This is a genomic window from Ruegeria sp. BA12, assembly GCF_056539625.1.
This window is the reverse complement of sequence record NZ_JBQFVF010000012.1, coordinates 102510-127233: the sequence shown is the minus strand read 5'-3', so window position 1 is coordinate 127233 and position 24724 is coordinate 102510. Positions and strand designations below refer to the sequence as shown.

24 protein-coding genes and 2 tRNA genes are annotated in these 24724 nt (G+C 55.5%); 13 read left to right on the top strand and 13 right to left on the bottom strand.

What is annotated here, in order from left to right:
* Positions 1-101: 101 nt before the first annotated feature.
* A complete protein-coding gene (locus ACR0B0_RS18955; RefSeq protein ID WP_170351287.1) occupies positions 102-2255 on the bottom strand; it encodes a hypothetical protein in 2154 nt (717 codons plus the stop codon).
* Between the two features lie 603 nt (positions 2256-2858).
* On the opposite strand from ACR0B0_RS18955, the gene ACR0B0_RS18950 reads away from it, so the two are divergent.
* Both ACR0B0_RS18950 and ACR0B0_RS18945 read left to right on the top strand, forming a co-directional pair.
* Complete coding sequence (locus ACR0B0_RS18950; protein ID WP_170351288.1) at positions 2859-3626, top strand: helix-turn-helix domain-containing protein; 768 nt, start codon at positions 2859-2861, stop codon at positions 3624-3626.
* Entirely contained in the window at positions 3619-4116 is a 498-nt protein-coding gene (locus ACR0B0_RS18945) for a hypothetical protein (RefSeq protein ID WP_254437464.1), read from the top strand. Before ACR0B0_RS18950 ends, ACR0B0_RS18945 begins: the two co-directional genes overlap by 8 nt.
* 136 nt (positions 4117-4252) lie before the next feature.
* Here the strand turns inward: ACR0B0_RS18945 and ACR0B0_RS18940 are convergent.
* A tRNA-Leu gene (locus ACR0B0_RS18940) sits at positions 4253-4337 on the bottom strand.
* A gap of 312 nt (positions 4338-4649) precedes the next feature.
* Between ACR0B0_RS18940 and ACR0B0_RS18935 the strand changes: the two genes are divergently transcribed.
* Positions 4650-5132, top strand: a complete 483-nt coding sequence (locus tag ACR0B0_RS18935) for a hypothetical protein (protein ID WP_170351290.1) — start codon at positions 4650-4652, stop codon at positions 5130-5132.
* A gap of 815 nt (positions 5133-5947) precedes the next feature.
* Here the strand turns inward: ACR0B0_RS18935 and ACR0B0_RS18930 are convergent.
* The 3 genes from ACR0B0_RS18930 to gntH form a co-directional block, all read right to left on the bottom strand.
* Positions 5948-7204: a HupE/UreJ family protein gene (locus tag ACR0B0_RS18930; RefSeq protein WP_480649115.1), complete on the bottom strand. Its 1257-nt coding sequence runs from the start codon at positions 7202-7204 to the stop codon at positions 5948-5950.
* A 19-nt stretch (positions 7205-7223) separates the two neighbouring features.
* Positions 7224-8981 carry a hypothetical protein gene (locus tag ACR0B0_RS18925; RefSeq protein ID WP_170362195.1) on the bottom strand — a complete coding sequence of 586 codons (1758 nt, stop codon included), beginning with the start codon at positions 8979-8981 and terminating at the stop codon, positions 7224-7226.
* Between the two features lie 204 nt (positions 8982-9185).
* The gene (gntH, locus tag ACR0B0_RS18920; RefSeq protein ID WP_480649113.1) at positions 9186-10379 is read right to left on the bottom strand and encodes a guanitoxin biosynthesis MBL fold metallo-hydrolase GntH; all 1194 of its coding nucleotides are present in this window, start codon (positions 10377-10379) and stop codon (positions 9186-9188) included.
* A 96-nt stretch (positions 10380-10475) separates the two neighbouring features.
* Between gntH and ACR0B0_RS18915 the strand changes: the two genes are divergently transcribed.
* A complete protein-coding gene (locus ACR0B0_RS18915) occupies positions 10476-11060 on the top strand; it encodes a TetR/AcrR family transcriptional regulator (RefSeq protein WP_480649111.1) in 585 nt (194 codons plus the stop codon).
* Positions 11061-11555: 495 nt separating this feature from the next.
* Here the strand turns inward: ACR0B0_RS18915 and ACR0B0_RS18910 are convergent.
* Positions 11556-11631 (bottom strand) — tRNA-Thr (locus ACR0B0_RS18910).
* 182 nt (positions 11632-11813) lie between these two features.
* On the opposite strand from ACR0B0_RS18910, the gene ACR0B0_RS18905 reads away from it, so the two are divergent.
* Positions 11814-12683, top strand: a complete 870-nt coding sequence (locus tag ACR0B0_RS18905) for a hypothetical protein (RefSeq protein WP_480649109.1) — start codon at positions 11814-11816, stop codon at positions 12681-12683.
* Positions 12684-12738: 55 nt separating this feature from the next.
* On the opposite strand, the gene ACR0B0_RS18900 is transcribed toward ACR0B0_RS18905, so the two are convergent.
* Complete coding sequence (locus ACR0B0_RS18900; protein ID WP_058282431.1) at positions 12739-13008, bottom strand: DUF2312 domain-containing protein; 270 nt, start codon at positions 13006-13008, stop codon at positions 12739-12741.
* Positions 13009-13169: 161 nt separating this feature from the next.
* Here ACR0B0_RS18900 and ACR0B0_RS18895 point away from each other — a divergent pair, with 161 nt between their 5' ends.
* A complete protein-coding gene (locus ACR0B0_RS18895) occupies positions 13170-13388 on the top strand; it encodes a hypothetical protein (RefSeq protein WP_170351324.1) in 219 nt (72 codons plus the stop codon).
* 9 nt (positions 13389-13397) lie between these two features.
* Here the strand turns inward: ACR0B0_RS18895 and ACR0B0_RS18890 are convergent, their stop codons facing one another.
* A complete protein-coding gene (locus ACR0B0_RS18890) occupies positions 13398-13613 on the bottom strand; it encodes a hypothetical protein (protein ID WP_170351325.1) in 216 nt (71 codons plus the stop codon).
* 244 nt (positions 13614-13857) lie between these two features.
* Here ACR0B0_RS18890 and ACR0B0_RS18885 point away from each other — a divergent pair, with 244 nt between their 5' ends.
* From ACR0B0_RS18885 to ACR0B0_RS18870, 4 genes are read left to right on the top strand one after another with little or no spacing between them, the layout of a single operon-like run.
* Positions 13858-14721 (top strand): MBL fold metallo-hydrolase, encoded by an 864-nt coding sequence (locus ACR0B0_RS18885; protein WP_170351326.1) that lies wholly within the window; start codon positions 13858-13860, stop codon positions 14719-14721.
* A 32-nt stretch (positions 14722-14753) separates the two neighbouring features.
* Positions 14754-15176: a YeeE/YedE family protein gene (locus tag ACR0B0_RS18880; RefSeq protein WP_480649107.1), complete on the top strand. Its 423-nt coding sequence runs from the start codon at positions 14754-14756 to the stop codon at positions 15174-15176.
* Positions 15176-15607 (top strand): DUF6691 family protein, encoded by a 432-nt coding sequence (locus ACR0B0_RS18875; RefSeq protein ID WP_480649105.1) that lies wholly within the window; start codon positions 15176-15178, stop codon positions 15605-15607. Before ACR0B0_RS18880 ends, ACR0B0_RS18875 begins: the two co-directional genes overlap by 1 nt.
* Before the next feature lie 9 nt (positions 15608-15616).
* The gene (locus ACR0B0_RS18870; RefSeq protein ID WP_170362573.1) at positions 15617-16048 is read left to right on the top strand and encodes a protein tyrosine phosphatase family protein; all 432 of its coding nucleotides are present in this window, start codon (positions 15617-15619) and stop codon (positions 16046-16048) included.
* 1 nt (position 16049) lies between these two features.
* Here ACR0B0_RS18870 and ACR0B0_RS18865 read toward each other — a convergent pair whose 3' ends face one another.
* The 5 genes from ACR0B0_RS18865 to ACR0B0_RS18845 all read right to left on the bottom strand — a co-directional run bounded on the left by ACR0B0_RS18865 (position 16050) and on the right by ACR0B0_RS18845 (position 21962).
* Positions 16050-17156 (bottom strand): FliM/FliN family flagellar motor C-terminal domain-containing protein, encoded by a 1107-nt coding sequence (locus ACR0B0_RS18865; protein ID WP_480649103.1) that lies wholly within the window; start codon positions 17154-17156, stop codon positions 16050-16052.
* A gap of 77 nt (positions 17157-17233) precedes the next feature.
* Positions 17234-19912: a sensor histidine kinase gene (locus ACR0B0_RS18860; protein ID WP_170553944.1), complete on the bottom strand. Its 2679-nt coding sequence runs from the start codon at positions 19910-19912 to the stop codon at positions 17234-17236.
* Positions 19912-20214 (bottom strand): hypothetical protein, encoded by a 303-nt coding sequence (locus ACR0B0_RS18855; protein ID WP_170351332.1) that lies wholly within the window; start codon positions 20212-20214, stop codon positions 19912-19914. Before ACR0B0_RS18855 ends, ACR0B0_RS18860 begins: the two co-directional genes overlap by 1 nt.
* The gene (locus ACR0B0_RS18850) at positions 20211-20591 is read right to left on the bottom strand and encodes a response regulator transcription factor (protein WP_170379195.1); all 381 of its coding nucleotides are present in this window, start codon (positions 20589-20591) and stop codon (positions 20211-20213) included. The genes ACR0B0_RS18855 and ACR0B0_RS18850 overlap by 4 nt, the downstream gene beginning before the upstream one ends.
* A gap of 75 nt (positions 20592-20666) precedes the next feature.
* Positions 20667-21962, bottom strand: a complete 1296-nt coding sequence (locus ACR0B0_RS18845; protein ID WP_170379193.1) for a helix-turn-helix transcriptional regulator — start codon at positions 21960-21962, stop codon at positions 20667-20669.
* Positions 21963-22168: 206 nt separating this feature from the next.
* Here ACR0B0_RS18845 and ACR0B0_RS18840 point away from each other — a divergent pair, with 206 nt between their 5' ends.
* The 3 genes from ACR0B0_RS18840 to accC all read left to right on the top strand — a co-directional run bounded on the left by ACR0B0_RS18840 (position 22169) and on the right by accC (position 24719).
* Complete coding sequence (locus ACR0B0_RS18840; protein ID WP_170351335.1) at positions 22169-22705, top strand: LuxR C-terminal-related transcriptional regulator; 537 nt, start codon at positions 22169-22171, stop codon at positions 22703-22705.
* 151 nt (positions 22706-22856) lie between these two features.
* A complete protein-coding gene (gene accB / locus ACR0B0_RS18835; RefSeq protein ID WP_170351336.1) occupies positions 22857-23360 on the top strand; it encodes an acetyl-CoA carboxylase biotin carboxyl carrier protein in 504 nt (167 codons plus the stop codon).
* Between the two features lie 9 nt (positions 23361-23369).
* Entirely contained in the window at positions 23370-24719 is a 1350-nt protein-coding gene (gene accC / locus ACR0B0_RS18830; protein WP_170351337.1) for an acetyl-CoA carboxylase biotin carboxylase subunit, read from the top strand.
* The last annotated feature ends 5 nt before the right edge of the window (positions 24720-24724 follow it).

The window sequence follows — 24724 nt, the reverse complement described above, 5'->3', positions numbered from 1 at the left end:
CCTGAAATTTCCGGTTTAGGTTAAGTTGGGCCGAGGCCGCATAATGCGCCCCCGGCAGTTTTTAAGAGGTCAGAGCCCGCCAAAGCGAGCTCTGCTTCCGATTAAACGTCGGTGTCGTCGCTGGAGTAGCTGGACGACATGTTGCCGCCAACCATGGTCGTATCGACCGAGTTACCAAGAACGTTGGCACCCATGACGATCGACTGGTTGAACGCCGAAGTATCGACGACCGCTGCGGCCGATGCGTGCGACTCACCGTTGACGATGCCATCGCCACCGTTGCCCGAACCCCAGTCACCAGCGTTGCCACCGGCACCACCTGCGCCCGAGTTCGCACCCGATGCGTCGCCGCCTTGCTGCATGCCACCTTTGGTGTCACCAATATCGACGAAGCCGTGCGAATTACCGCCTTGGCCACCCATGGCTTGTGCAGCACCGCCGCCGCCACCGATGCCCGACGTGGACGTACCGTCCGATGTACCGTATCCGGTAGCCGTTGCATCGTTGTCGGAGCTGCCTGCGCCGCCATAGCCAGAGATTGCGTCAGCCATCGCGTCAGCGGATCCGTCAGTGTCCGCAACCGCCCAAAGGCTGGAAGCTGCGCCATTACCGGCGTCATTGTCGGCGTCTACCGATCCGGTGCCGCTACCATCAGAGGTCGCATCCAGATCGATTGCGCCGCCGCCGCCACCGACGCCGTCCGCTGTCGCAGTACCGGTTCCGGTACCGTCAGCACTGCCGTCGGAGGTGTTGGTTCCGCCAGCTCCACCAGCAGAGTCCGCATTCTGGTTACCGACGCCTTGAGCATCCGATGTCGCATCAGCGTCAGCATCCGGGTCACCACCGTCACCCGAACCGCCGGTACCCGTACCGCCAGTTCCGCCACCGGTGATGTTCTCATTGCTTCCGTTGCCGCCGGTTCCAGCACCGCCGGCACCGCCGCCGCCTGCTGCTTCTTCAAAGTCAGCAGGGCTGCCAGCACCACCGGCACCACCGGTGCCCGCACCGCCAGTTGCGTCGTTGTTGCTACCGTCGCCGCCGTTGGCATTGCCACCGTCGCCTTTGCCGCCGTCGCCGCTTGCGTCGTTACCAGCCACGCTGCCAGCAAGGCTGCCTGCAAGGCCCAGGCCCAAGTTGCCGGCGCCACTGTTGCCACCGTCTGAACCGTTCGCCGACGAGTCGTTAGCACCAAGACCAGCACCCAGCGCGTGGGCGTCGCTGTCGTTGTTGCCGCCAGTCGAGTCGCCGTCATTGCCAGCGCCTGAAAGACCAACACCCAGACCCAGACCGATTGATCCGGCATTTCCGCCGTCACCACCGTCACTGTCAGCATCCGACGCGTCCGAGTCACCGTCATTGTCAGCCTTCGAATCGGCATTCGCATTGCCGCTATCGCCACCGTCTCCGGAGCCGTCAGAGCTTGCGTAGCCTTTACCAACGTTCAGACCCAAGGTCGTTGCATCACCCGAGTCGCCACCGTTTCCGGCATCTGCGTCGGCGTCAGCATCACCTGCTTCGCCACCACCGGCATAGGCAGACGCGCCCTTGGTGTATGACATTGCGTTGCCGCCGTCGGTTGATCCACCGTCACCGGAGTCACCGCCGTCTGCGTGCGATGCAATACCTTCAGCAGCGTTGGCTTCGCCACCATGGGCATCACCGTGCTGTTCGAAGGTACCACCGTCGTTCGACACACGTGCCGCGCCCAGATGGTCATCGTCATTCAGGTGGGCCACTTGGTTGTTGATGGCCAGCATGTCGTTGCCTTGACCGTCCAACGAGATATCCAGGTTCATGTCGTCGCCCGGATCATAGTTAAAGTCGTTTCCGACCGTGATGATGTCCTCGACCGAGCCACCTTCATACACATCGACATCAACCAGATCATCGTCATTGGGGCGGAGACCTTCCTCACCAAAGTCGATGCTTACAGAGTTGGAGTTGTCGTTGGTGTTGTCACCATTGTACTGATGCTGGTCCTGATCCTGATCTTGCTTCTGTTTCTGATCCTGATCCGCGTCCGCGTCTGCAGACTGTTCCTGACCCTGTTCCTGACCTTGGTCTTGACCCTGTTCCTGGTCTGCTTCAGCAGTCTGTTCCTGACCCTGTTCCTGACCTTGCTCATTATGGTTCGCGTCAATTTCTGCTTCTTCAACGTCCACGTCTGCATCGACATAAACATATGCATCATCGACGTTCACTTCGCCGATGGCAGTAACATCATTGACAGGTTGTTCATGGTTGCGCTTTTTCATTTCAAAATTCCACTTTTTAAGCGCCCGACCGTCATTCATCTACAAAACGGCTACTGGCGCAGTTGAAACAATTTTTAAGCATTCAGGCGCAATACGCGCATGAAGCGGTTTCATTTGGTTGATTCGTTCACCACCTTCCTTTCCCGGCTAAGCCGATGCGCTGTCCGCGATAATTAGGATTCGTGCAAATTCACGAATCGCGGACACGTCAGGAACCAAGCTTCTCAAATTGAAGCAGGGACATGGTTGCAGCGTGAAGGCTGTCTGAATAGCTGCCCTAAAGCATTAGATATGGTAAGATGCTGATTTAATTTAAAATTTTAAAAATTAACCCAAAATTAACGCGCAAATACACGAAAATGCGGCGGAAATTCGACCACTCGGTTAAATCCATAATTTTTCTCTACTTTTACGAGAACGGCCATGGCGAACCTAATCAATAGTTCTAGTCCCAATTGGCAGGGCGATACGAATTATTGAAGAAAATTAGACTTTCAGGTATAGTCGGTCAGGACTGTCGGCTAATTTGCCGTTAATTTGTGTTCCGATTGTTGTTTACGATTTCGTCACCGATTTTGTGGCGTGGGTTTATAGGGGGAAATAATGAGCAATCCGTTGCAGGATAATATTGCCCAACTTGATGTTAGTACCGAAGATTTCTCGATCAATTTCATCGGCAAGGAACTCTTCTTTTCCAACCAGACACTGCGAAGCGTTCAATCCGAATTCGGTGTGGCTGCTCATCGGTATGACGACATCGCCGACTTGAAAACTTCCGGCGCCCCAGTTGCCGCGGCTGGCAAAGTAGTTGTTGTCGACCAGATTATGTTAGACGATTTGCTGGCCCGCCCGCAGGTCTATACCGAAGCAACCGGATCAGGTTGTTTGGCCTTTGCGTACCGCAAAGAGGACTCGGCCCGTTTTCTGTTCGAAAACTGGGATCGGGGGCAGTTCGGGGATGTCGGCTATCTTCCCATGAATGTTGCACCGGATGTGTGGCGGTCCATTCTGCGCCTGCTGATGCATGAGGAATTGTATCTGCCGTGCTTTATGGCTGATTGCGTGTCAAATCTGCAAAATCAGAATAAACCCCGCTTGCTGCGTGAAACACCCGCAAAGCCAGAGCAAAATCCAAAGAAACCTAATCCGATCTATTCCCGGCTGACGCGGCGGGAAAAACAGGTTCTGCACCTTGTCTCGAAAGGGCAAAGCAACAAGATCATCGCGTCGAACCTCGGCATCACTGAGCACACGGTAAAGCTGCACATGCACAATGTTGCCGGTAAGATCGGTGTAAGCAACCGGACCGCGGCAGCACAGTTCTATTTCGAAGTGGCGTCCGATGAAGCGCACGGACAAACCATTGACTGAGACGCTGGAAACCCGCTTTGACCGCTTAATCTTGCTGGTCGGCAAACTGAACTACATGTGGACCAACACAGAAAGCCTGTTGATCCATCTGATTGCCGGGCTGAGCGGCACCAACAAGGACGTCGCCGTTATCATCTTCTTGACGCTCAACACGACGCGCGCCCGGATCGATCTGGTTGAACGTCTTGCCAAGATGGAAGGCCGCCCTGCCGAAATTCGCGATCCGATCCTGGCCCACACGCAACGGCTGGCCAAACTGTCGTCCATTCGGAACAGGTATAACCATTGCATCTATTCCTTTGATGCCGACAGCGGGAACCCCAAGACCATCCTGATGCGCATTGCGGACCGAAAGACCGATATTAAGCTGGGGCGTGAAGACACGGTTGATGAAAAGGCCATTCAGGAAATCGAAAGCATCGTAGCGCAATTGTCGACGGCAAACCGTGATATCTGGCGCCTGATCAACCAACTTGGTTTCCCGGTCTGATCATACATCATTAGAACCGTACTTAAATGCCCTCTTCAGCTGCCATCCATCTTGCTGAACAGTCGCCGCATTGCCTGCCAAGCCGGCTGTAATCTCGGGCAAAGGCAATCTGGCACTATCTCATTTCAGTAAAAATTGGTGCGGATGGCGGGGATCGAACCCGCAAGCCCTAGGGCGAGGGATTTTAAGTCCCTTGCGTTTACCAGTTTCGCCACATCCGCGCGCCACCAAAGCTGTAAAGCGGGTGACTTCCGAAACTCATACTGCCAACCAAAGTGATTGAAAAGCCGCAAGTTGCTTGCCGCCAAGAGAACCGGCAAACATCCCGGCTGCAAATGCTTGCGTAGGCCAAAAAGCACGCAGCTTGTTGGCGACCCACACGCTTGCTACGCAACCTCATGTGATTTCCCAAAATGATGCGCAAGCTCTACTCAGAACAGGATCACACGCGCCAGGGTTGCACGCTCATTACAGCTTCGCTACTCCGAGGGGTGTTTGATTGAGATGATTCATCAAGGTCCCTGAGTATTATTATGCAGAAAGAACAAAAGTCCTTTCAGGACCGCGTCACAAGCATCAATCATCGCGCCGAAGTGGCCGCCAGCAAAGCTACTCCTGGCAGAACAGACAGCATCTGGGTACGATTGGCATACCCCGGTTCTTTCATCGGAGCCTTTTTCCTAGGTGCCATTGCAGTTTTTCTGACACGCTATTTTCAGTCTCAGTTGGTTAACGTGCCCGGAAGTGGGCAACCCGGCGCGCAAGACATTGTCGGAATTGGTCTTGCAAGCATGGCTGGTCTGTTTGTTTCGATGCTTTTCAAAGGTAAGCAAAAGGAATTTGCCAGCGCCTGCACGCTAGGTGTTTTGCTGACCACATTTACCTACCACAATGCAGTCTGGGCCTACCCGGAATCTTTCGAGCAGGTTTACGGAGAAGAATGGGTGGAGTTCATACAAAGTATAACGAAACCTTCCAGCATTTATTTTTTCGGCAATACCATCGAGTTGAGCTGAACAGCCCATAGCGCCTGCCCCTATCGAAACGTCACTGGATGCAACAAAAAAGAAACTATTCTGAATATCTTGGCGGCCAGTGCCAGAAGCTGCTGGAAATTGGCTTGGACGACGATGGTCGATCATTTCGGATTAAATATGTCGATGGCAGCTGTTGCACGCAGACATCCAAAAAGAGGTTCACCTCGTTCTCACGACCGTGACCGCTTAGGACTTGGTTAACACCACCCTCTTTCTTCTGCGTTACGTGCTTTGCTAAGATCATGATCGCTCCAAGTTCAGCGATGACTAGAGGCATAACGTCACCTCTTGTGTCACCTTCGAATCTAGCGACTGCGCTTTAACGCTCTGATATTTAAGTACTTTCATGAGTTTCGTGGTGCCCCCCACACGGATTCTGACGCCAATAAAATCAACAACTTACAGGAAAATTTTATGCGCGTTACGTACATCTTACGTCTTTTCACCTGAAAGGTGATGGTCTCCCTATTAGTTGACGTAACGCTCTATTTCCCCAAAAAAGCATCAAGCAATTTTAGAAAACACTCTCCTTTCAATACATCACATCTAGTCCGGACTTCAGCAGAAACACTGGTCTTTCCGCAAGCCTATATCTGGTGCATGTCACGCTCATTTGGAGAACACTTCACGACGAAAGACACCTTTCAATACTCGAATACGCTGACCAATCACCCAGCACACAAGTAAAGCAAAGGCGAAGTGTCAAATTGAGCCCAAACCGGCCATCCCGAGGCTATCTGTCTCCTGCAGTCGCAGTCGGCAGGTCGCAGCCCAAAGCTGTCGTTCGTAACCGGCTAAATTGAAAGTAAGTCCAGAAAGTTTTTCCCACGCTCGAATGTCCACCAACTCGCGATAGCTCCGCAGCCGATAGCTATCGAAACTCTGAGCGTAAACTCAGGAGTTGGGCCAAATTTTGAAATCGAATTTAGGAGCGGCCACGTCACCAGAACGATTGCGACTTGACCAACTTCCACGCCGATGTTGAATGCCAATAGGCTCTGCCAAATATTGGGCGAAGTCACTTGCAGGATTTCATGCAGCACGAAACTAAAGCCCAGGCCGTGAAGCAATCCCATCAGGACGGTCACTACGAAAACCTTTCTGTTGGCGTTTGGCCCCGAACCTTCTCGCTTTATGGCCAGAACAGCTGCGTAGATGATTGAGAGCGCAATCCCTGTTTCTACCAAAGGGACAAACCATGCACCGGATGGAACATAGCCAAAGAAGCCAAGCGAAAGTGTTACGCTGTGGCCAACTGTAAACCCGGTGACACGCCAGAGTAGCGCCCGCAGTTCAGGCGCGCCGATGACAAGGCAAACAACAAACAATACATGATCGATGCCTTCGAGAATGTGGCGCACACCCTCCCAAATGAAAGTCACGATTCCTGCGAAACTCGACCTTGAAATCTCAACCGGATCTTCCATCAGACCCCGCGTTCGAAAGACAAGTGGGTCGCTGGAGCCGTAGTCTAGGATGAGGTTCGCGGTCATTTCCTGGTCTGGCAATCCGGGGTTCAGAGCGTTTGACAGCGCATAGGTAGACGGGGTGGTTTTCAGGTCATACCGTACGGTGACATCGACGATGACATCGCCAACATATACAGGCAGATCGAGCGACAGAGTTGATCCCTCAAACACCGCTTTTTGGGCCTCGTTCAGAGTAGCAAATCCCGGTTCTTCGCCCACCCGATGGATTGCCACAGACTCCACGTTTCCTGCTACGCGCTGACCTTGCACTTCGACAATTGTTCCGGCCTCAGCGATTCGACCGAGCCCGAGCGGGTCAGCATCCAGTTGAGCGGTGTCGGCAAAATGCACGACATTGCCGTGCTCAAGGGCATTTGTCGTAAACGGAGCAGCGGACGGAAGGCCATCTGCCCCAATTGCTCCCGTTTTGTCCGCGACAAGGTAAGGCATGGGCAGTCGAAGATGGATACGCAACCCGTCGCTGGTGTGTTCAACGTGGAATACCCGAACGTTCAGGTTCAGTAGAAAATGCGCGTGGCTCGCAACCGCGAACACTATCAGGCAGGTCGTGACAAAAACCAACAAAGCTCTGCTTATCCGCTTAGACATCCGGTGCACGCGCCTCCAACACAGTGATTGCTCTAAGTTTCCAGCTACCTCGCTCAGGTCGGAACTCGACCCTTGCGCGGTATTCCACCCTTCGACGGTGATCATGACCCCAATGGCCCGCCCGCGCGTCGACCCGCCATTGCGCAACGCCTTCAAACGCTCCGTATCTATTCAATCCACCGTCTACTATGACGACATCCGTGACCTCAGCGATCTGCGCGAGTCCACCACCGGGTACCCGGATCCCCAAGCTTGCTTCCAGTTCTGCAGACACCTCAACAAGGTCAACATTCAGAACGATTGGGGCTAGCGCTTCGCTGCGTTTTTCTGGCGACACTTCGAGGGCTGCAACATAGACGTTAGCTATGAGCTGGGAAAAAGCATCCGCAGCGACATGATCTGCAGCTTGATCAGAAGTCGGGCTTATCAATGAGATGGATCGTGAATTCCAAAATACCAAAACGAGAAGAAAACAACCGATTGACAGCATGGCCAATCTGACCCGCAGGTGCTTCTGGGAAGTTAGTATGGCGATCAGGCCGACCAGAGCTGAAAGGCCAACGGTAAACAGTGTCCACAGAGGCACAAACACAACACCTTGAGCCTTCACCCGAGAAACCTCAGGCTCGGCATATCGTTTCAGGTGATTTTCCCACGTGATCTTGGCATTCTCAGGCGTCGCCCAATCCAGGAATGGACCGGCGACATCCGTCAGCGTCACAGGAACCTCGCGGATCATATTGTTGAACATGCTCCAGGTGACAGACGCCTCAGCTGGTAAAGCTGAAATAGGATAAGACAATATCACGCCGATGAACGTCGTATCAGCATTAAGCGTTGAGGGGCCATCAACAACCTGAAACCCGCGTTCCCCGAGCGTCAGGAACGAACCGCGCACGTTCGAAGGCATTACCTGTTCGCCCTCAATGGCGACTGGGTTCTTGATTGCGAATTCGTTCAGTGCATCCGCAAGAATCTGTGACTGTAACGCAGGATCCAGATTTGATCCGGTACCCAAGGTTTGATCGATCCAGGGCGCAAGATCACGAGACCGGATCAGGACCTCGTGGCGGAGTTCGCGCGGAGCGACATACAAGTAGGATGTCGTCCCGCTTCGGGCTGAGCGGTTGAGGTTTGCGTTGGCAAATGCGGTGAACCAGGGGTCCGACCAGTTGACCGTAAATCGCGACTCCTTGTTCAGAAAACTGAACCGGGTGACCGGAACAGCGCGATCAAAGACCATGAAGCCAATCGATACCGCAGTGTTTTCGTCTTTGGCCAGCGGAGGGCGGATGATCAACTTCTCGGGTTTCAGGCCCTCAAAGTCATAGAATGCTCTAACGTAGATTACTTCAGGATCATTAGGAGGTGCCGGAATTTTGCTGCCGGTGATAGGATCGGTCATTCCGGCAAGAGGAGATGCGCGGTCGATCCTTTTGCGTCGCTCCGCAGTTAGGAATTGCAATGGCAACGGAGTTCCGTCGCCCCGAACTATCAAGAAATCTTCAAGGCCTTTGTCGGATGCAACGTCATATGTGACCAATTCCGGCTGTGGTTCCAACCATTCTCCAGATGACAGAGTCGCAGCGAAGGCCGTTAAGTCCCGAGGGTATATTTCCAGATCCAGATGAATGCCTTCGTCTTCAATTCGTAAGACGGCTATGTTATCGGCGACTTCCGCACCGCTGTAGGGCGTCACATCTCCTTGCGCCCCAATCGGCAAAACCAATGCCGTTACAAGTGCCAGCATGTATCTGACACGGCCCGGTGGTTTGCTTACTGTGTTCCGTGACAAGTTCATTGGCAGTGCTTTCGTTCCATCACTTGCCTGGGCAATGAGTTCCACAGCTCTCGACACGCGTCTGTGATGCAGCCGTCATTCGCATGGGAAGACATTTGCCTTTTTGTCCCGCGCGACCTGTGATCTGGCCGCGCGGATGCAGCGAAGATGTCGTTATTGATCCGGCATCGGCGGCGGGGTGTATCCTTCCCACTTGCCAGCAGTCACCTTGTCAGATGGCTCTTTTTCCTTCGAGCGAGGCGCCTTGATATATTCGTCGCCGACTGCCGGTGGCAGGGCATAGTCATCTACGCTGGCCTCCCGGACAACAATCTGATCCTTGGTGACATTGATTACCTGAAGATCGCGCGCAAGCGTCAGCGGCCCGTCATACGTCGAACGAACGCCTTCCAAAATCGCCTGGTAGTTTTCTGGTGAAAGAACAGAATGGTATCCCAGTGCCATGCGAGGCTTGACCGTTGACATGACCTTGCCAAAAGCCGCGGGTTCGGTGTGGACGCGGGTGGCGACATAAGTTGCCTGCTTCATGTCCCATCCAAAGTAGGGTGCCAACGCATCTGGCGGCAAAAACGCTTCGTGAGACGCTAAGTCTGCGTCTTTGGCATACTCGACATACCATTTATTCGGGTAGGTATCTCCGCCAAAGACGTACTTTAGCCCGTTCCATTCAAGGGAATAACTGACCGAGCCATCGAGGCTGTGGATCGCCGGCCAGGAACGAATGGTGACATCGTTTTCTTGGTAAACGATCTCGTTCTCCTGCATGTAATCGAATTCGGTGACATCAAGTTTCGCACCCTCATCCGGCAAAGCACCGGTTCTGGTCGCAAGGTCCCAAGCATAAGCCTTCGACATACCGTCTACATATGCCTTGGTGCCCAGTTCTTCCTCGGATCCGGACGGACCGAAAATACGAAGCGGGGTGTAGCGGCCAGAGAGCCAGCCTCCAACGTGAAGACCCATGAAGTCACCGACATGGTCTACATGCAGATGGCTGAAAAAGACTTTATCGATCTTTGAGAAATCTGGTCGCAATGAAAAAAGGTTGCCAGTAGATCCGGTGCCAACGTCGAAAAGAAAGGTATCCCCATTGCCCAACTCGACTAGGAACGAAATGGAAACGGCCGCTTTTGTTTGGTTTGGCATTCCTGTGCCCAATGCGGTGATCCGCATCTCGTTCTCGCCGAGAATTTCAGTGTTGGGAAAATAGGACGCCGGATAGGTTCCGTCTTCGATTGCAGTAGCGGTACGGCCCGTAGGCAGCATGTTTTGCGCCAATGCAGTTCCGCTGACTGCCAATCCCAACGCTAAAACCGCACTTGTCGTGGAATTGAGTAATCTGTTCATAGTTCCCCCTCCCTTATGACAAGGTTGAGAATTTCACAAACACGTGATTCCCAACTTCTCCATAGACATCCCTACGGTAGTACCATAGACTTCTCTATGTCAATAGACATCTCTATGGTGGGCAAGATGGCAGTAATTGAAAAAAAAGAAAAAGCGTCACGCGAGGATTGGCTACTAGCGACGCTGGACGTTTTAAGAGAGCGCGGAATAGAAGGTGTGAAGGTGGTTGCGATTGCACGCAGGCTGGGACTGACGAGCGGCAGTTTCTATTGGCATTTCAAGAATATAAAAGATTTGCTCGACGCGGTTTTGGCTTATTGGGAAGAAGCTTTGACCGGGCACATCATTGAGGATGCATTAAAATTTGAAGGACCTCCGGAAGAACGGATCAGGCTGTTGATGCAGCAGGTCATTCGCGAAGATGCATCCAGACCTGACGGGGCCATAGCGGTCTGGGCAAAGTCCGATGCGGATGCGGCATTAAGCTACAAGCGTGCTATGGACCGGCGGTTTGAATTTTCGGCCTGGCTGTTCCAAGAGGCAGGGTTTGAACCAAAAGAAGCCGAGGTCCGCGGACGCATGATGGTAATGACGCTGATGGGTGAAACAACAAATGGGCTAAGGAAACGCAACGACTGGGCCGACATTCTCGACCGGCACTGGCGCGTTTTGGTAGCGTAGTCTTCTAAGTAGGTTTCAATAGCCACCTCGTTTGCAAATCCGATTTCAAACTGATCGGCTCATTTGGGCTGTTGGAGCATTTACCCCGTCGTTGGTCTCGAAAGCTACTGCCGCCCAGAATTCACCGGTTTTGGATGACAACGAGCTTGCAGCCGACGGGTCTGATAGTTCGGTTGAGAGTGGACCACTCAACTTTGCATAGTCCGCTTCCTGCGCATTGCTGCCATTGTAGACGTATGACGATGCGGCATCAGCGAATGGCGGCTTCGTGGCCGTTGCTACTGGTGATAGCGCAACACCCGTAGAATCGACACTGCCTATCGTCTCGAAAAACAGATCGCACATTCCTTACCGGGCTTGATCACTAGTTTTGGCCGGAAGTCAAAGTCGATGGAGCACCGGCTCGAATCCGAGATACGGCTTCGAGCCATACGTCATCTTACGTACATCTTACGTACATTGGCATTTCGTAAGTCATTGTTTTTAAATGATTTGTGGTGCCCCCACACGGACTCGAACCGCGGACCTACTGATTACAAATCAGTTGCTCTACCAGCTGAGCTATAGGGGCACTGAGTGTCGATTACTTTCTCTTGTTGGAGACTGCAAGCCAATATTTTTATCTTAACTTAGTGAATGTCGGATTTCTTGGCAACGCGAAGAAACAACCGGGCAGAATGGTGTGGATTTGACTGTTCCGACCGCAGGCTGTAACCCGACTAGAAGAGTTGAAAGCAAGGACAAGAACCGAAAATGAAGGTTGCTATCCACGCGGGCGCGGCTTTTACAGATGAAGGCCGCGTGCTGAACTCGTTGAAGAAAAACTCAGGCATCCTGAAAAATAACGGGGTCAAGATTTTTGGCGCGCGACGATACAACTGGACCTTCAATCCCATTTTTGAAAAGTTGGGAACTAAGGCCGTCGACTTATCCCAAAACCTCAATAGCATTCTGCCAAACGATTCACATACCCAGCGCGCGATCTTTTCCAGTGGAAGATTTGCGGGTGAACCGGCTGATGCCTTGCAGGAAGGGCAGTTGTATCCTTTAGCCGGTCGCAGAATGGCGCTGTTGGAGCAAGCCTTTGATGAACACCAACTTGAATTGTTCATAGGGCTCAGAAATCCGGGCAGCTTTATCCCCAAATTCCTGATGTCGCTGCCCGAAGGTGAGCGTGCCGAAATTGTTCGAAACACTGACCTGAGCTGCCTTAGCTGGATCGGCATGATCGAAGACATTCAGGACCTCGCCCCCAGCGTTCAAATCACATTGTGGAGCAATGAGGACACCCCGTTTATCTGGGGGGACATTATGCGGTCTTTGACTGGCTTGGACGACAGCACGACGCTGGTGGATGAATATGACCTGTTGGCGACTTTGCTGGATGAAGCCGGACAAACCAAAGTGCTGGCCCTGAGCAACCAAATTGAGGCGCAAGACAGGTCAGCCCTGCATGAACAGTTGGCTCAGATCTTTGAAGAGCACGCGCTGCCTGAGAAAATCGAGGAAGAGTTGGACTTGCCCGGCTGGTCCACCGAGATCGTGGACGCGTTTTCCGAACTGTACGAACAGGATCTTGAACGGCTTGGTGCCGTACCGGGCGTGCGTGTTCTAAAACCCTGATCGTGAATGTGAGGGACCCGCATGACAAGAATCGTCAGACGGACCCAGCCCTGTTTCAGCTCATGCCCAGCGCTTCCTTGTACATCTCAAGCACCGCCTCTTCTTCGGCAATATCGTCCTTGTCGCGCTTGCGCAGCGCGATTACCTTGCGCATGACCTTGGTGTCGTATCCACGGGCTTTGGCCTCCGCCATCACCTCTTTTTGCTGTTCCGCAAGGTCTTTCTTTTCTGCGTCCAGGCGTTCAAAGCGTTCGATGAACTGGCGCAGCTCACCCGCGGTAACACGATAATTCGCAGTGGCCTGATCTTCGGTCATGTCATCCATAAATGTCTCTCCCAGAGGTGGATATCTGATGCTGTGACAGCGGGCTCTACGCCGGATACATCGCTGCCGCACGGGCCGCAAGCACCCAATCCAGCCGGGCTTGTGTGAGCAGTGGCGATCCGCTAAGCGCTGGTGGAATTGACAAGCAAATGTGGGGAACCATGTTCGAATTCATCACCTGGGGCGGTGCCGCCCTGTCGCTTGCCGGGCTCTGCGGCCTGGTTTGGTGTATCCTGCGTGTGATGAAGGCGCGCAAGTCCGGCTTGTCGGACGAGGAACTGCGCGCTGTTGTTCAAGGTGTATTGCCATGGAACCTGGCATCACTGTTTTTGTCGGTTCTTGGCCTGATGGTGGTGATCGTCGGGATTTCTTTTGGCTGACCGTTGAATTCAAACGGGCAGATTATCAAAGCGCGCTTCCATCGCATCTTCGCACAGGGCTGCATCCAAACGACGTAGGCGCGACGGGACATGCATTCCCTGCTGGCGCATCCGTTGAATCACTTTGGCCACACTTGGTTGCAATGCCAGACGTGTATCAAGGCACGCTCCGCTGAGCTTTTCTTCAAGTTGTTCAGCTTCTGAGTATAAATTGACTGACGACATTTCTATCCTCCCAAATGTCTTCATTTAGTCTGATATATGTGACCGTTTTAAGACCCGTATAGATTGCCACACAATCGCGCGGAAAACCGCCTGTTCGTCGGACTATTTTTGCGACCGGGGGCGATTTGATTAATTTTTACTCGAAACGAGGCTACCCTGCTTTGACCCGCATCAAATCACGCAGTGTTGATTGCAATATATTCCGTAATTAATATATGAATTACCGACATAGGCGGAGGACCACATGACACCAAAAGTAAAAGCGTTTTTCGACCCCGAGACCTTTACGGTTTCCTACTTGGCGCAAGAGCCCGAAGGGCTTGCATGCGCGATTATCGACAGCGTTCTGGATTTTGACCACGCCTCTGGCCGGACGGGTACGCACGCAGCCGATAAGATCATCGAGTACGTGCGGGCGAACAACCTGCGGGTTGAATGGATTCTGGAGAGCCATGTGCACGCCGACCACTTATCCGCTGCCCCCTATCTGCAGGAAAAGCTGGGCGGCAAGATCGGGATCGGGGATCAGATCGTTACCATTCAGGAAACCTTCGGTAAAATCTTTAACGAAGGGACCGAATTTCAGCGGGACGGCAGTCAGTTCGACGCCCTGTTCCGCGAAGGCGACAGCTTTCACGTTGGTCAGATGCGCGGCGATGTTCTGCATACGCCAGGCCACACTCCGGCATGCCTGACCTATGTGATAGGCGATGCCGCGTTTGTCGGCGACACTCTGTTCATGCCCGATTTCGGCACGGCGCGCTGTGATTTTCCAGGTGGGTCGTCCGCAACGCTATATGAATCGATCCAAAAAATTCTGGCACTACCGGATCAGACGCGCGTCTTTGTGGGGCATGATTACATGGCGCCGGGGCGCGACGAATACGCTTGGGAAACAACCGTGGGAGAGCAAAAGGCGCTGAACGTCCATATTGGTCATGGACGCTCTGTCGAAGAGTTCGTTGAAATGCGCGACGCCCGTGATGCAACGCTGCCCATGCCCCGCCTGATTCTGCCGTCGCTGCAGGTGAATATGCGTGCAGGGCAGATGCCGCCAGCCGATGAAGATGGCGACGTTTACTTGAAATTGCCACTGAACAAACTCTGAAACATTGGCGGCTGTCGTGCAAAGGACAAACAATGCAACCTGAATGGATATGGGGCCTTGGCGGAGGTCTTCTGATTGGGCTGGGTGCTGCCTTCTATTTGCTGGGCAATGGGCGCATCATGGGGGCCAGTGGCATTCTGGGCGGACTGGTCGACGGCAGTGATCGATCACTTGAACGGCTGACTTTTCTTGCGGGATTGATCGGAGTGCCCTTGTTGCTGCGGCCCCTGCTATTGCCCGCGGCCCAAACTCATCTGACCGGGAACATCACCCTCGTGATTTTCGCCGGCCTATTGGTGGGCTTGGGCACACGCATCGCCAATGGCTGCACGTCGGGGCACGGCGTTTGCGGGATATCCCGATTTTCCCTGCGGGGCATCGTCGCCACGATCGTCTACATCATGTCTGGGATCGCAACGGTCGCTCTGCTGCGCCATGTCTGGGGGCTGATCTGATGCGCGTAGTCATTTCATTTCTTGCAGGATCGTTGTTCGGAATCGGCCTGCTGATCTCTGGTATGACTGACACAACCAAAGTGCAGGGCTGGCTGGATTTGTTCGGACAATGGGATCCAACGCTCGCCTTTGTGATGGCTGGCGCGATCCTTCCCATGCTTGTCGCATGGCGGTTGACGTCCAACCGCCGCCCACTGACCGGAGGGAGGTTTCCGCAAAAAGCCGCACCCGAATTGGACCGCCGGTTGATCATTGGCTCTGTTCTGTTTGGCATGGGTTGGGGATTGGTTGGGCTGTGCCCCGGACCGGCCCTTGCCTCGCTTGGCTATGGGGGAGTTGGCGGAATTGTGTTCCTCATCGCCATGATTGTGGGCATGGTTGCGGCCCCAACCCTTGGCGCGCAACTGGACAGGGCAGCCAACGCGGCCTAAGCAATTGCCATGGAGATTCGCCCGATTACCCCCCGCTACGCCGTCTCGCCGCAAATTTCGGTCGAGGACGTCCCAGCCATCGCCGATGCCGGTTTTGTCAAAGTGATTTGCAACCGGCCCAATGTCGAGGTTCCTGCGGACATGCAATCAGACGCCATCGGCGACGCGGTGCGTGCGGCGGGTATGGAATACGAGGTTCTGGAACTGACCCACCAGACCATGACCCCTGAAAATGTGGCCCTGCAACGCGAGTTGGCCGAAAGCTGCGGCGGACCGGTTCTGGCCTATTGCGCCTCGGGCACGCGGTGTTCGGTAGTGTGGGCATTGGGGCAGTGCGATCGGATGAGTGCGGACGACATCCTGAACGCGACCACCAAAGCGGGTTACACGCTGGACAACCTGCGCCCGATCCTTGAGCAGATCCGCGGCGACACTGAGTAAACTAGCTAGGATTGTTGGGATCAGTTGTGGGCGTCGACAACCCGGCCAGCTGCGAAATTTCGGCAACCATTTGATCTGAGTCGGCGAAATTCAGGTTCGCTTCCAAATCCTCCGGTGCGATTGAATCGAACGGGACAGGCATCTGCGACATCTCTGGTTGTGCGGGCATGTCCGGTTCCTTATGGGATGCCACAGGCGACCGGGCCTCCAGAAACTCCTCGGCTTCAGATTGGGTCAACGCCGTAAGCGGTGCGCATTCGTTCAGGCGCACGGCGCGCATCCCGCCACATTGCCCCAAGCGACCAACGGCAGCGCGCGCGCGGTCGATCGTCAAGACCTGCGCCCGATCCAGCCGTGATCCCGTCAACGGCAGCACATCCCCAACGGCAAGGTCAGACAGCGACGCCAGCGGCAGGGTCATTCGGCAAATCACCGCGTTTAACTCTGCCCGTAAAACACCCGAAGCCTGTTCAAGGTTTGGACCTGTGTCCTCTTGCCTGACCTCCCCCTCCTGCTCTGCCAGATGATCGGGCAGGAAGACAGAAATCTGGCCCTGCCGCAGGCCACCGCCCAGTTCCACGGTAAGGTCAAACACCCGATACGTATCTTCAACCATCGCCAGTGACAATGTGCGCAAATCTGCCAAACGCGTCGAAAATTCATACCCCAACAAACTGGATTGATCCAAAGGCGCATCCACCAGTTCCACAGACCGTGCCAAGACCTGCTCGACCAACGGGGCAACCATCGCACCATCCGTGTGCGTGAAGGCACGAGGCGCAGGATCACCCGCCATTACCTCACCAATCGTTTGCACTTGAACGATGGCTGAAACAGCGCCCAGATCCATGCAGACAGCGGCAGAGATTCCATCGCTGTTCATAAACTGCAGCATCAACCAATCTTCCCCAACCGGCCCCGCCAGCATGTCCGGTGTACGGTTGGATTGTTTGGCCCCTATGACAACAAGCGGGAGTTGCAAATTGTCCCCGGCCGCGCGGGCAAAAGCCAGCCGCAGCGCCCGCAAGATCGAGCGTGGCTTATCGCCCTGCTCTTCCCGTCCCGCTGAAAGCTTGCGCGCCAATGCTGCGCTGACCGTTTGCGACATTCCCGAATCCGCTGTGTTTTTCCGCGTCTGACACCCTGTCTAAACCGGTGCTGGTTACGAATGTCTTTACAAGCACATCACTGCGCGGCCTGCCGATAGGCCAGTGGCAACCGAACACGGAAGGCCGCCCCGCCCTGACCGGGCAGATAGGTGATTTCACCGCCCAGTCGCTGCATAATCTCGCGGCAGATCGCCAAACCCAACCCGGCACCCCCGGCCTTGTCGACGCCAACACGGGCGAATTTTTCGAACACCATCGAGCGCGCCTCGGGCGGGATGCCACTGCCGTTATCGGCAAAATCAATCACAACTTGCCCACCAACATCATGGGCCGAGATTGTCAGTTCGGGCTCGTCGGCATCGCAATATTTCTGAGCATTGGAAATCAAATTGATGAACACCTGCCCCAGCCGATCCAGATCGGTTAACAGCGGGATACGCTCGGACGCTTTCGCGCGTTTGACGGTCAGTGTTTGCCCGGTTCCGGCCAATGCACTGGACACCGCCCGATCCAGAACCGAGCGAAGCGTATCCCCGCCCACGTTCAGGCTGACCTGTCCGCTTTCCAGCACGCTAAGATCAAGTAGGTCGTCCAACAATCGCGTCAGGCGCAAAGCTTCGTCGTGAATGATCGCGGCATAGCGCGTCTGTTCTTCGGGGCTCAGCCCGTCGGTGTCACGCATGATCTCGGAAAACGCGCGGATCGAGGTCATGGGTGTGCGCAACTCATGGCTGACCTGGCTAAGGAAACTATCCTTCTGTTCCGAGATTTGCGTGAGCTTGGTGTTTGCCTCGCGCAATTGCCGCGCGGTGCGGGAAAGCTCGGCGGATTTGACCTCCAGTTGGCTGGAATACTCCAGCAACTGCGCGGATTCGTCGGCCACCGCCAACAGGTCTTCGACCGAAACGGATGATCCCCCGACGATCTGGCCAATCATCGCATGCGCTGTGGCCGCACCGACAGAGCCGCTGAGTTCCCGTTCCAGACGTTCCAGAAAGGCGGGCGTGGGTTCCGGCAGGCTAGAGCGACCACCCTGCTGTTCTGCCTCGGCATGAAAGAAGTCTTGCGCCGGGCCCGCCCCCAAAATCCGCTGGGTCATGATCATCAAATCTTCGCTCTGGGCCACCGATCCCGTCCAGCCGCGCGGCGCGACCGAATGGTCGAAAACGTTAACGAATTGCGCTCCTTGCAGGCGTTCCAACGGGCTGGGAACGCTTAGCAACGATGCAACGCAGAACGCCACCGTATTCAGGGACAGTGACCACATTACGGTGTGTACCATCGGGTCCATACCTTCGATCCCAAACAGGGCCTGCGGGCGCAGCCAACCCCACCCGAAGGGCCCGTTTTGAACGACCGTTTCGGGTATCAACGCCCCACTCATCCCCGGCAACAGCAGTGTGTATATCCAAAGCAGGAAACCTACCGTCAGCCCCACCAGCGCGCCGGTCCGCGTAGCACCGCGCCAGAACAGACCGCCGACTAGTGCGGGCAGGATTTGAGAAATCCCGGCAAAGGCCACCAATCCGATTGACGCCAAAGCCGCGCCGCCACCGGACAGGCGGTAGTAAAAGAAACCCAGCGCCATGATGACAGCGATCGACACCCGACGCGCCATCAGAACGACATTCCGAACGTCCCCCGAAACCGAGCCGGACCCTTCCTGCGTGCTCAGCCAGATTGGCATGACCAAATGGTTTGACACCATGGTCGACAACGCCATTGCGGTAACGATAACCATCGATGTGGCCGAAGAGAAGCCGCCGATAAAGGACAACATCGCCAACCAATCATTGCCCTGAGACAAGGGTACAGTCAGGACAAACAGATCGGGATTTGACCCTTCGGGCATCAGGTCCAGACCAACGACCGCGATCGGCACCACAAAAAGGCTCATCAACAGCAGATACAGCGGAAAGGCCCAGGCAGCGGTCCTCAGATGCCCTTCATCCGCGTTTTCAACCACCATCACCTGAAACATACGCGGCAGGCAGATAAAAGCCGCGGCAGAGAGGAAAATAAACGTTGTCCAGCGCCCCGCATCCACATTCCACTGACCGATCTCAGAGGCGTCGATCCGGTCCATCATCGGCCCCACGCCCCCCGCAACGCCCCAGACCACAAAGGCACCAACCGCCAAAAGCGCGAACAGCTTGACCACGGATTCCAATGCGATGGCCGTCACTACTCCGTGGTGCCGTTCATTGGCATCCAGGTTCCGGGTCCCAAACAGGATCGCAAAGATGGCCAACCCTGCAGCAACCCAGAAAACACTGGCACCTTCGCGATACAGGCCCGAGGGGTCAGCCTCGGCAAAGATAGAAAACGACAGGGTAATGGATTGCAGTTGCAACGCGATGTAGGGGGTTCCGCCTAGCACAGCCAGAATGGTCACACAGATCGCCAGCGTATTGGATTTGCCATAGCGTGAAGAAATCAGGTCAGCGATCGAGGTCACTCGCTGACTGCGCCCGACCCGCACCAGTTTGCGCAGTCCCCACCACCAACCGACCATCACCAGCGTTGGCCCCAGGTAAATGGTTACAAACTCTAACCCCGACCGCGCGGCGTTGCCCACGGCGCCATAAAACGTCCAAGCCGTACAATAGATCGACAGCGACAGTGTGTAGATCAGTGGAGAACGAAGCCAAGCCCCCCGCCCGGCCGCCGCCATCCGATCCGCGGCAAACGCGACCCCGAACAGCAGAACAACATAGGCAAGGCAGACCAGAATAAGGACGTTCAGCGTGGCCATCAATCCGTCTCGGGCTCGGAATCGTCCGGAATGGCCATACGCCGGGCAGCAAAGCCAAACACTAGGCTGGCAACAATCAGGCCCGCCCAGCAGGCAAAGATGTAAAAAATCGCTGAGGACAGGGGCACCCCTTCCGGCGCACCCGGCTCATCAGGCCACAGCAACGGAATGGCCAGCAGCGCCGCCCCCAAAAATGGCAACAGGCGCGCGGCGTCTGACAGCCTGCGACGGCGATAACTCTGTCGCTCAAGAAAAAGCGAAGGCCGAACCCCCGAGGGCGGCCGGTCTTCGCCTGTGCTCATGACTGTGTCGCCTGCGCATGCAGGTCGCGCACTGCCGTCAGCATCTCGGTATTGGAAAACGGCTTGGTCATGAAGCGGCTGACACCGGCGTTTTCGGCCATTTCGCGATCTCGGGACTGGCCGCGGGCTGTCAGCATCAAAACCGGAAGGCCCTGCATATCCTCAAGCTCACGCAAGTCGCGTAGAATCTCCATCCCACTTTTGCCCGGCAACATCACGTCCAGAATGACCAGATCCGGGCTTGCCCCCTGAATGACCTGCAACGCGTCCGCGCCTTCGGCATGGGTTTCCACCTGCCAACCCTCACGCGTCAGCAGAAACCGAATGGCCTCGGCGATGTTGGGCTCATCCTCAATTAACAGAACCTTACGGCTCATTATCTGTCCTCCCCGTGACGGGCTACAAACTGGCAGACCCGTCTCCGACAGCTTACGCGCAGTGTCAGGAAACTGTCAAAAACCTTCGCTCAGAATTGACGGTTCGCGCCGCGACTTGCAGTCGCTGTGCGGGCAGACCCTGCAACTGGGCCCAACCCGGGCCACGGCCTGTTCGTCATGCGCCACGTCTTCGACCGAGCGTACCAGCATCACCGAGCGATAAACTGGCCCCTCGTCGTACCCGGAAACGGATTGCGGCCAGGCATAGGCATAACAGTCGAAGACAGCGGCCGTCCGACCAAGCTGTACAATGCGTTGCCGAATGGGCACCAAGGGCCTGTTCAGGGCCTGAAACAACGGCCACAGGGGGCAGGCTTCGCCAAAACGCGGCATAGCAAAGCCGGGGACGGATTTGTTGAACAGAATGCTGCCGGATGCGTCACACACCACCAGACCCGTCGGGCGGCCCAGATACCCGTCCGGCAGGGCCGCCAACCGACGCAGCACCGTCGCAAGATCCACCGAAAACCGGGACGCCAATTGCAGCGGGTTCAACGCAGATTCTGCCAAAGCCGCTTGCACATCCTCTAGCGGCATGGCCCGGGCATCTGCAGCATAGATGTCAAGAAAGTCTCGTGTCAGGGATTTGGCTGTCGCCGAATCCAGATCGCTCAGATCAATTTCAGCGCCGGGCCCACCCTGTTCGATCTGCGGGAAATGATGCCCGTTGGCGTCGAAAAACGCCTCGACATCCTCCAGCGGAACGCCCCGATGATCCCCGGCGGAATCGCTTTCATCAAGGTAAGCCACAAGCGATTTCGAGCTATCCGCCAAGCGTTCCGCATCCTGATGCAGGTTGCTGTGAAACCGGTCCCGCCATTCTGGTTCGATTTCCTGCGTGTCTGCCAGAATAGCCGCGGTTGAACGAATCGCAGCAGCGGTTGACAAGACCTCGTGCATGGACGCCGCCAGATGGGGATCATGAGTCAACCTGTCAGATAAGGTTTCGACTGTGCGCTCCAACGACACCACACGCCGATGCATCTGGGCCAGTACACCCGCCCATCCAGGGAACCGGCCCGCGAATTCTTCTAACCCGTCCAGTTCAGCCTGTTGACCAACGGCATCAGCCGCCGCCTCGCGTAGCGCGGCAATCAATGTGGCTTCGATCCCCTGTGTCAGCACCGAAGGTTCCACCGCCAGCACCGTCGCTATATTGACCAGCAACTTGCCACCGATCCGGCGGCGGTTGTGTTCGATAAGATTAAGGTAAGATGCCGATATCCCGACCCGCCGCGCCAGCTCAGCCTGGCGCATCCCGGCGATCTGACGCCTTTCCCGAATGCGACTGCCTGTCAGCGTATCGCGCATACCCTTACCCCTATCTTATACGAACTTATTAAGTCATTTCTTGAGGATGTTTTCAAAACTTGTTGTTCTTTTCTATTAGTTATGCGCAAATTTTCAAAACCACTTTACAAATTTAACACACCTGCACGCCGCATCGTTCACCAGCTATGATCAGAATCTGCGTACAGCCCCTTCTCATTTCACCCAATTCCCGGCACGATAGCTGGATGAGCGACCCCGCCTTTGAATATGCACCAATCGGATTAGTCGAATTAGAAAACCGGATTATCCGGCGCTGCAACCTGCAGTTCGCCCGCACCTTTGGCGGCGAGGTTGCGGATTATCGGAACATGCCTCTGTTGCATCTGTACCCCTCGGTCGCCGATTGGGAGCGCATAGGCGCACGCAGCCTGCAGGTGATGCGCGACACCGGGTATTACACGGATGAGCGGGTCATGCGGAGGCGCAACAGCGATCTGTTCTGGTGCCGTGCCCGCGGGCGCTCGTTAACACCGGACGATCCGTTCCGACATGGCATCTGGAGCTTTTCCGACATCTCGGAAGAACGTCCCCTGGTCGAACTGACTGTTCGCGAGCGTGAGGTTGCCATCATGTCTTGCCGTGGCCTGTCCGCAAAGGAAATCGGGGTTGAATTGGGCCTTAGTTATCGGACGATCGAAGCCTATCGCGCGCGCCTGCTTGAGAAATTCGGGGCACGCAAACTACCCGAATTGGTGGCGAAACTTTCAGGAATGCCACTGTAGCCCCTTTCCCCCCGGGGAAACTTGGGTAAAACCCTTATCTGTCAGGCCGAGACTGCGCTTTTCATGGCCGGGCGCTTGGCTTATAACGCTGCGTAATTAGACCAAAGCCCGCAGGAACAGACGGGCCAAAGGGGAACCGTCGAGGACACTCATGACAGACACCAAACACGAAGCGGATGTGGCATTCATCAAGGCACTGGCTGAATTGCTGCGCGAAAACGATCTGACCGAATTGCAGGTCAAACGCGAATATGGCGAAGAAGACAGCCTGAACGTGCGCGTCAGCCGCATGAACCAGGTCGCCGCTGCTCCGGTTCAGGTTGCCGTTCCTGCCGCAGCCCCGGCCGCGCCCGTTGCTGCCCCTGCCGCCGCGCCTGCAGCAGCCGAAGCCCCCGCCGCACAGGAAGATCCGGCCAGCCACCCCGGCGCCGTAACCTCGCCCATGGTCGGCACCGTGTATATGCAAGCTGAACCGGGCGCACCTGCGTTCATTTCGGTCGGCGCGTCGGTGTCCGAAGGCGACACGCTGCTGATCGTCGAAGCGATGAAAACCATGAACCATATCCACGCGCCCAAAGCAGGCACCATCAAGCGTATTCTGGTTGGTGATGGTGACGCTGTAGAATTCGGCACCCCTCTGGTCATCGTTGAGTAAGGCGGGCCCATGTTCGATAAAATCCTGATTGCCAACCGAGGCGAGATCGCCCTGCGCGTCATCCGCGCAGCGCGCGAGATGGGGATTAAGACGGTCGCCGTGCATTCAACCGCTGACAGCGACGCGATGCATGTGCGCATGGCGGACGAATCGGTATGTATCGGCCCTCCGCCCAGCCCGCAGAGCTATCTTTCGATGCCCGCGATCATCTCGGCCTGTGAAATCACCGGCGCACAGGCGATCCACCCCGGTTACGGCTTCCTGTCCGAGAATGCCGAGTTCGTGCAGATCGTCGAAGATCACGGCATCACCTTTATTGGCCCCACCGCGGAACATATCCGCATCATGGGCGACAAGATCACCGCCAAAGACACGATGAAACAACTGGGTGTGCCCTGCGTTCCCGGTTCGGATGGTGGTGTGCCTGACCTGGCAACCGCTAAAAAGATCGGCGAAGATTTCGGCTATCCCGTTATCATCAAAGCCACCGCAGGTGGCGGTGGGCGCGGCATGAAGGTCGCGATGAACGCCGATGAGATGGAAAGCGCATTCATGACCGCACGTGCCGAGGGCAAAGCCGCCTTTGGCAATGACGAGGTCTATATTGAGAAATACCTGACCACGCCGCGCCACATCGAAATTCAGGTGTTTGGCGATGGCAAAGGCAAAGCGGTTCATCTGGGCGAACGCGACTGTTCGCTGCAGCGTCGCCACCAGAAGGTGTTTGAAGAGGCCCCTGGCCCCTGCATCACGCCAGAGGAACGCGCCAAGATCGGCAAGGTCTGTGCCGACGCCGTGGCCAAAATCAACTATATCGGCGCGGGTACCATCGAGTTCCTGTACGAAAACGGTGAGTTCTATTTCATCGAGATGAACACCCGTCTTCAGGTTGAACACCCGGTAACCGAAGGGATCTTTGGCGTCGACCTGGTGCGGGAACAGATTCTCGTGGCTGCCGGTGAAGACATGTCGTTCGGTCAGGACGATCTAGAAATCAATGGCCACGCCATCGAAGTTCGGATCAATGCTGAAAAACTGCCCAACTTCTCACCCTGCCCGGGCAAGATCACGGCCTATCATGCGCCCGGCGGATTGGGCGTGCGGATGGATTCAGCGCTTTATGATGGTTACTCAATCCCGCCCTATTACGACTCACTGATTGCCAAACTGATCGTACAGGGCCGCGACCGGGCCGAGGCGCTGGCGCGTCTGGAACGCGCATTGGGCGAACTGATCGTGGACGGCATTGATACCACTGTGCCGCTATTTCACGACCTCCTGCAGGAACCCGATATTCACAGCGGCACCTACAACATCCACTGGTTGGAACGCTGGCTTGCTGAGAATATGCCTGACTAACCTAC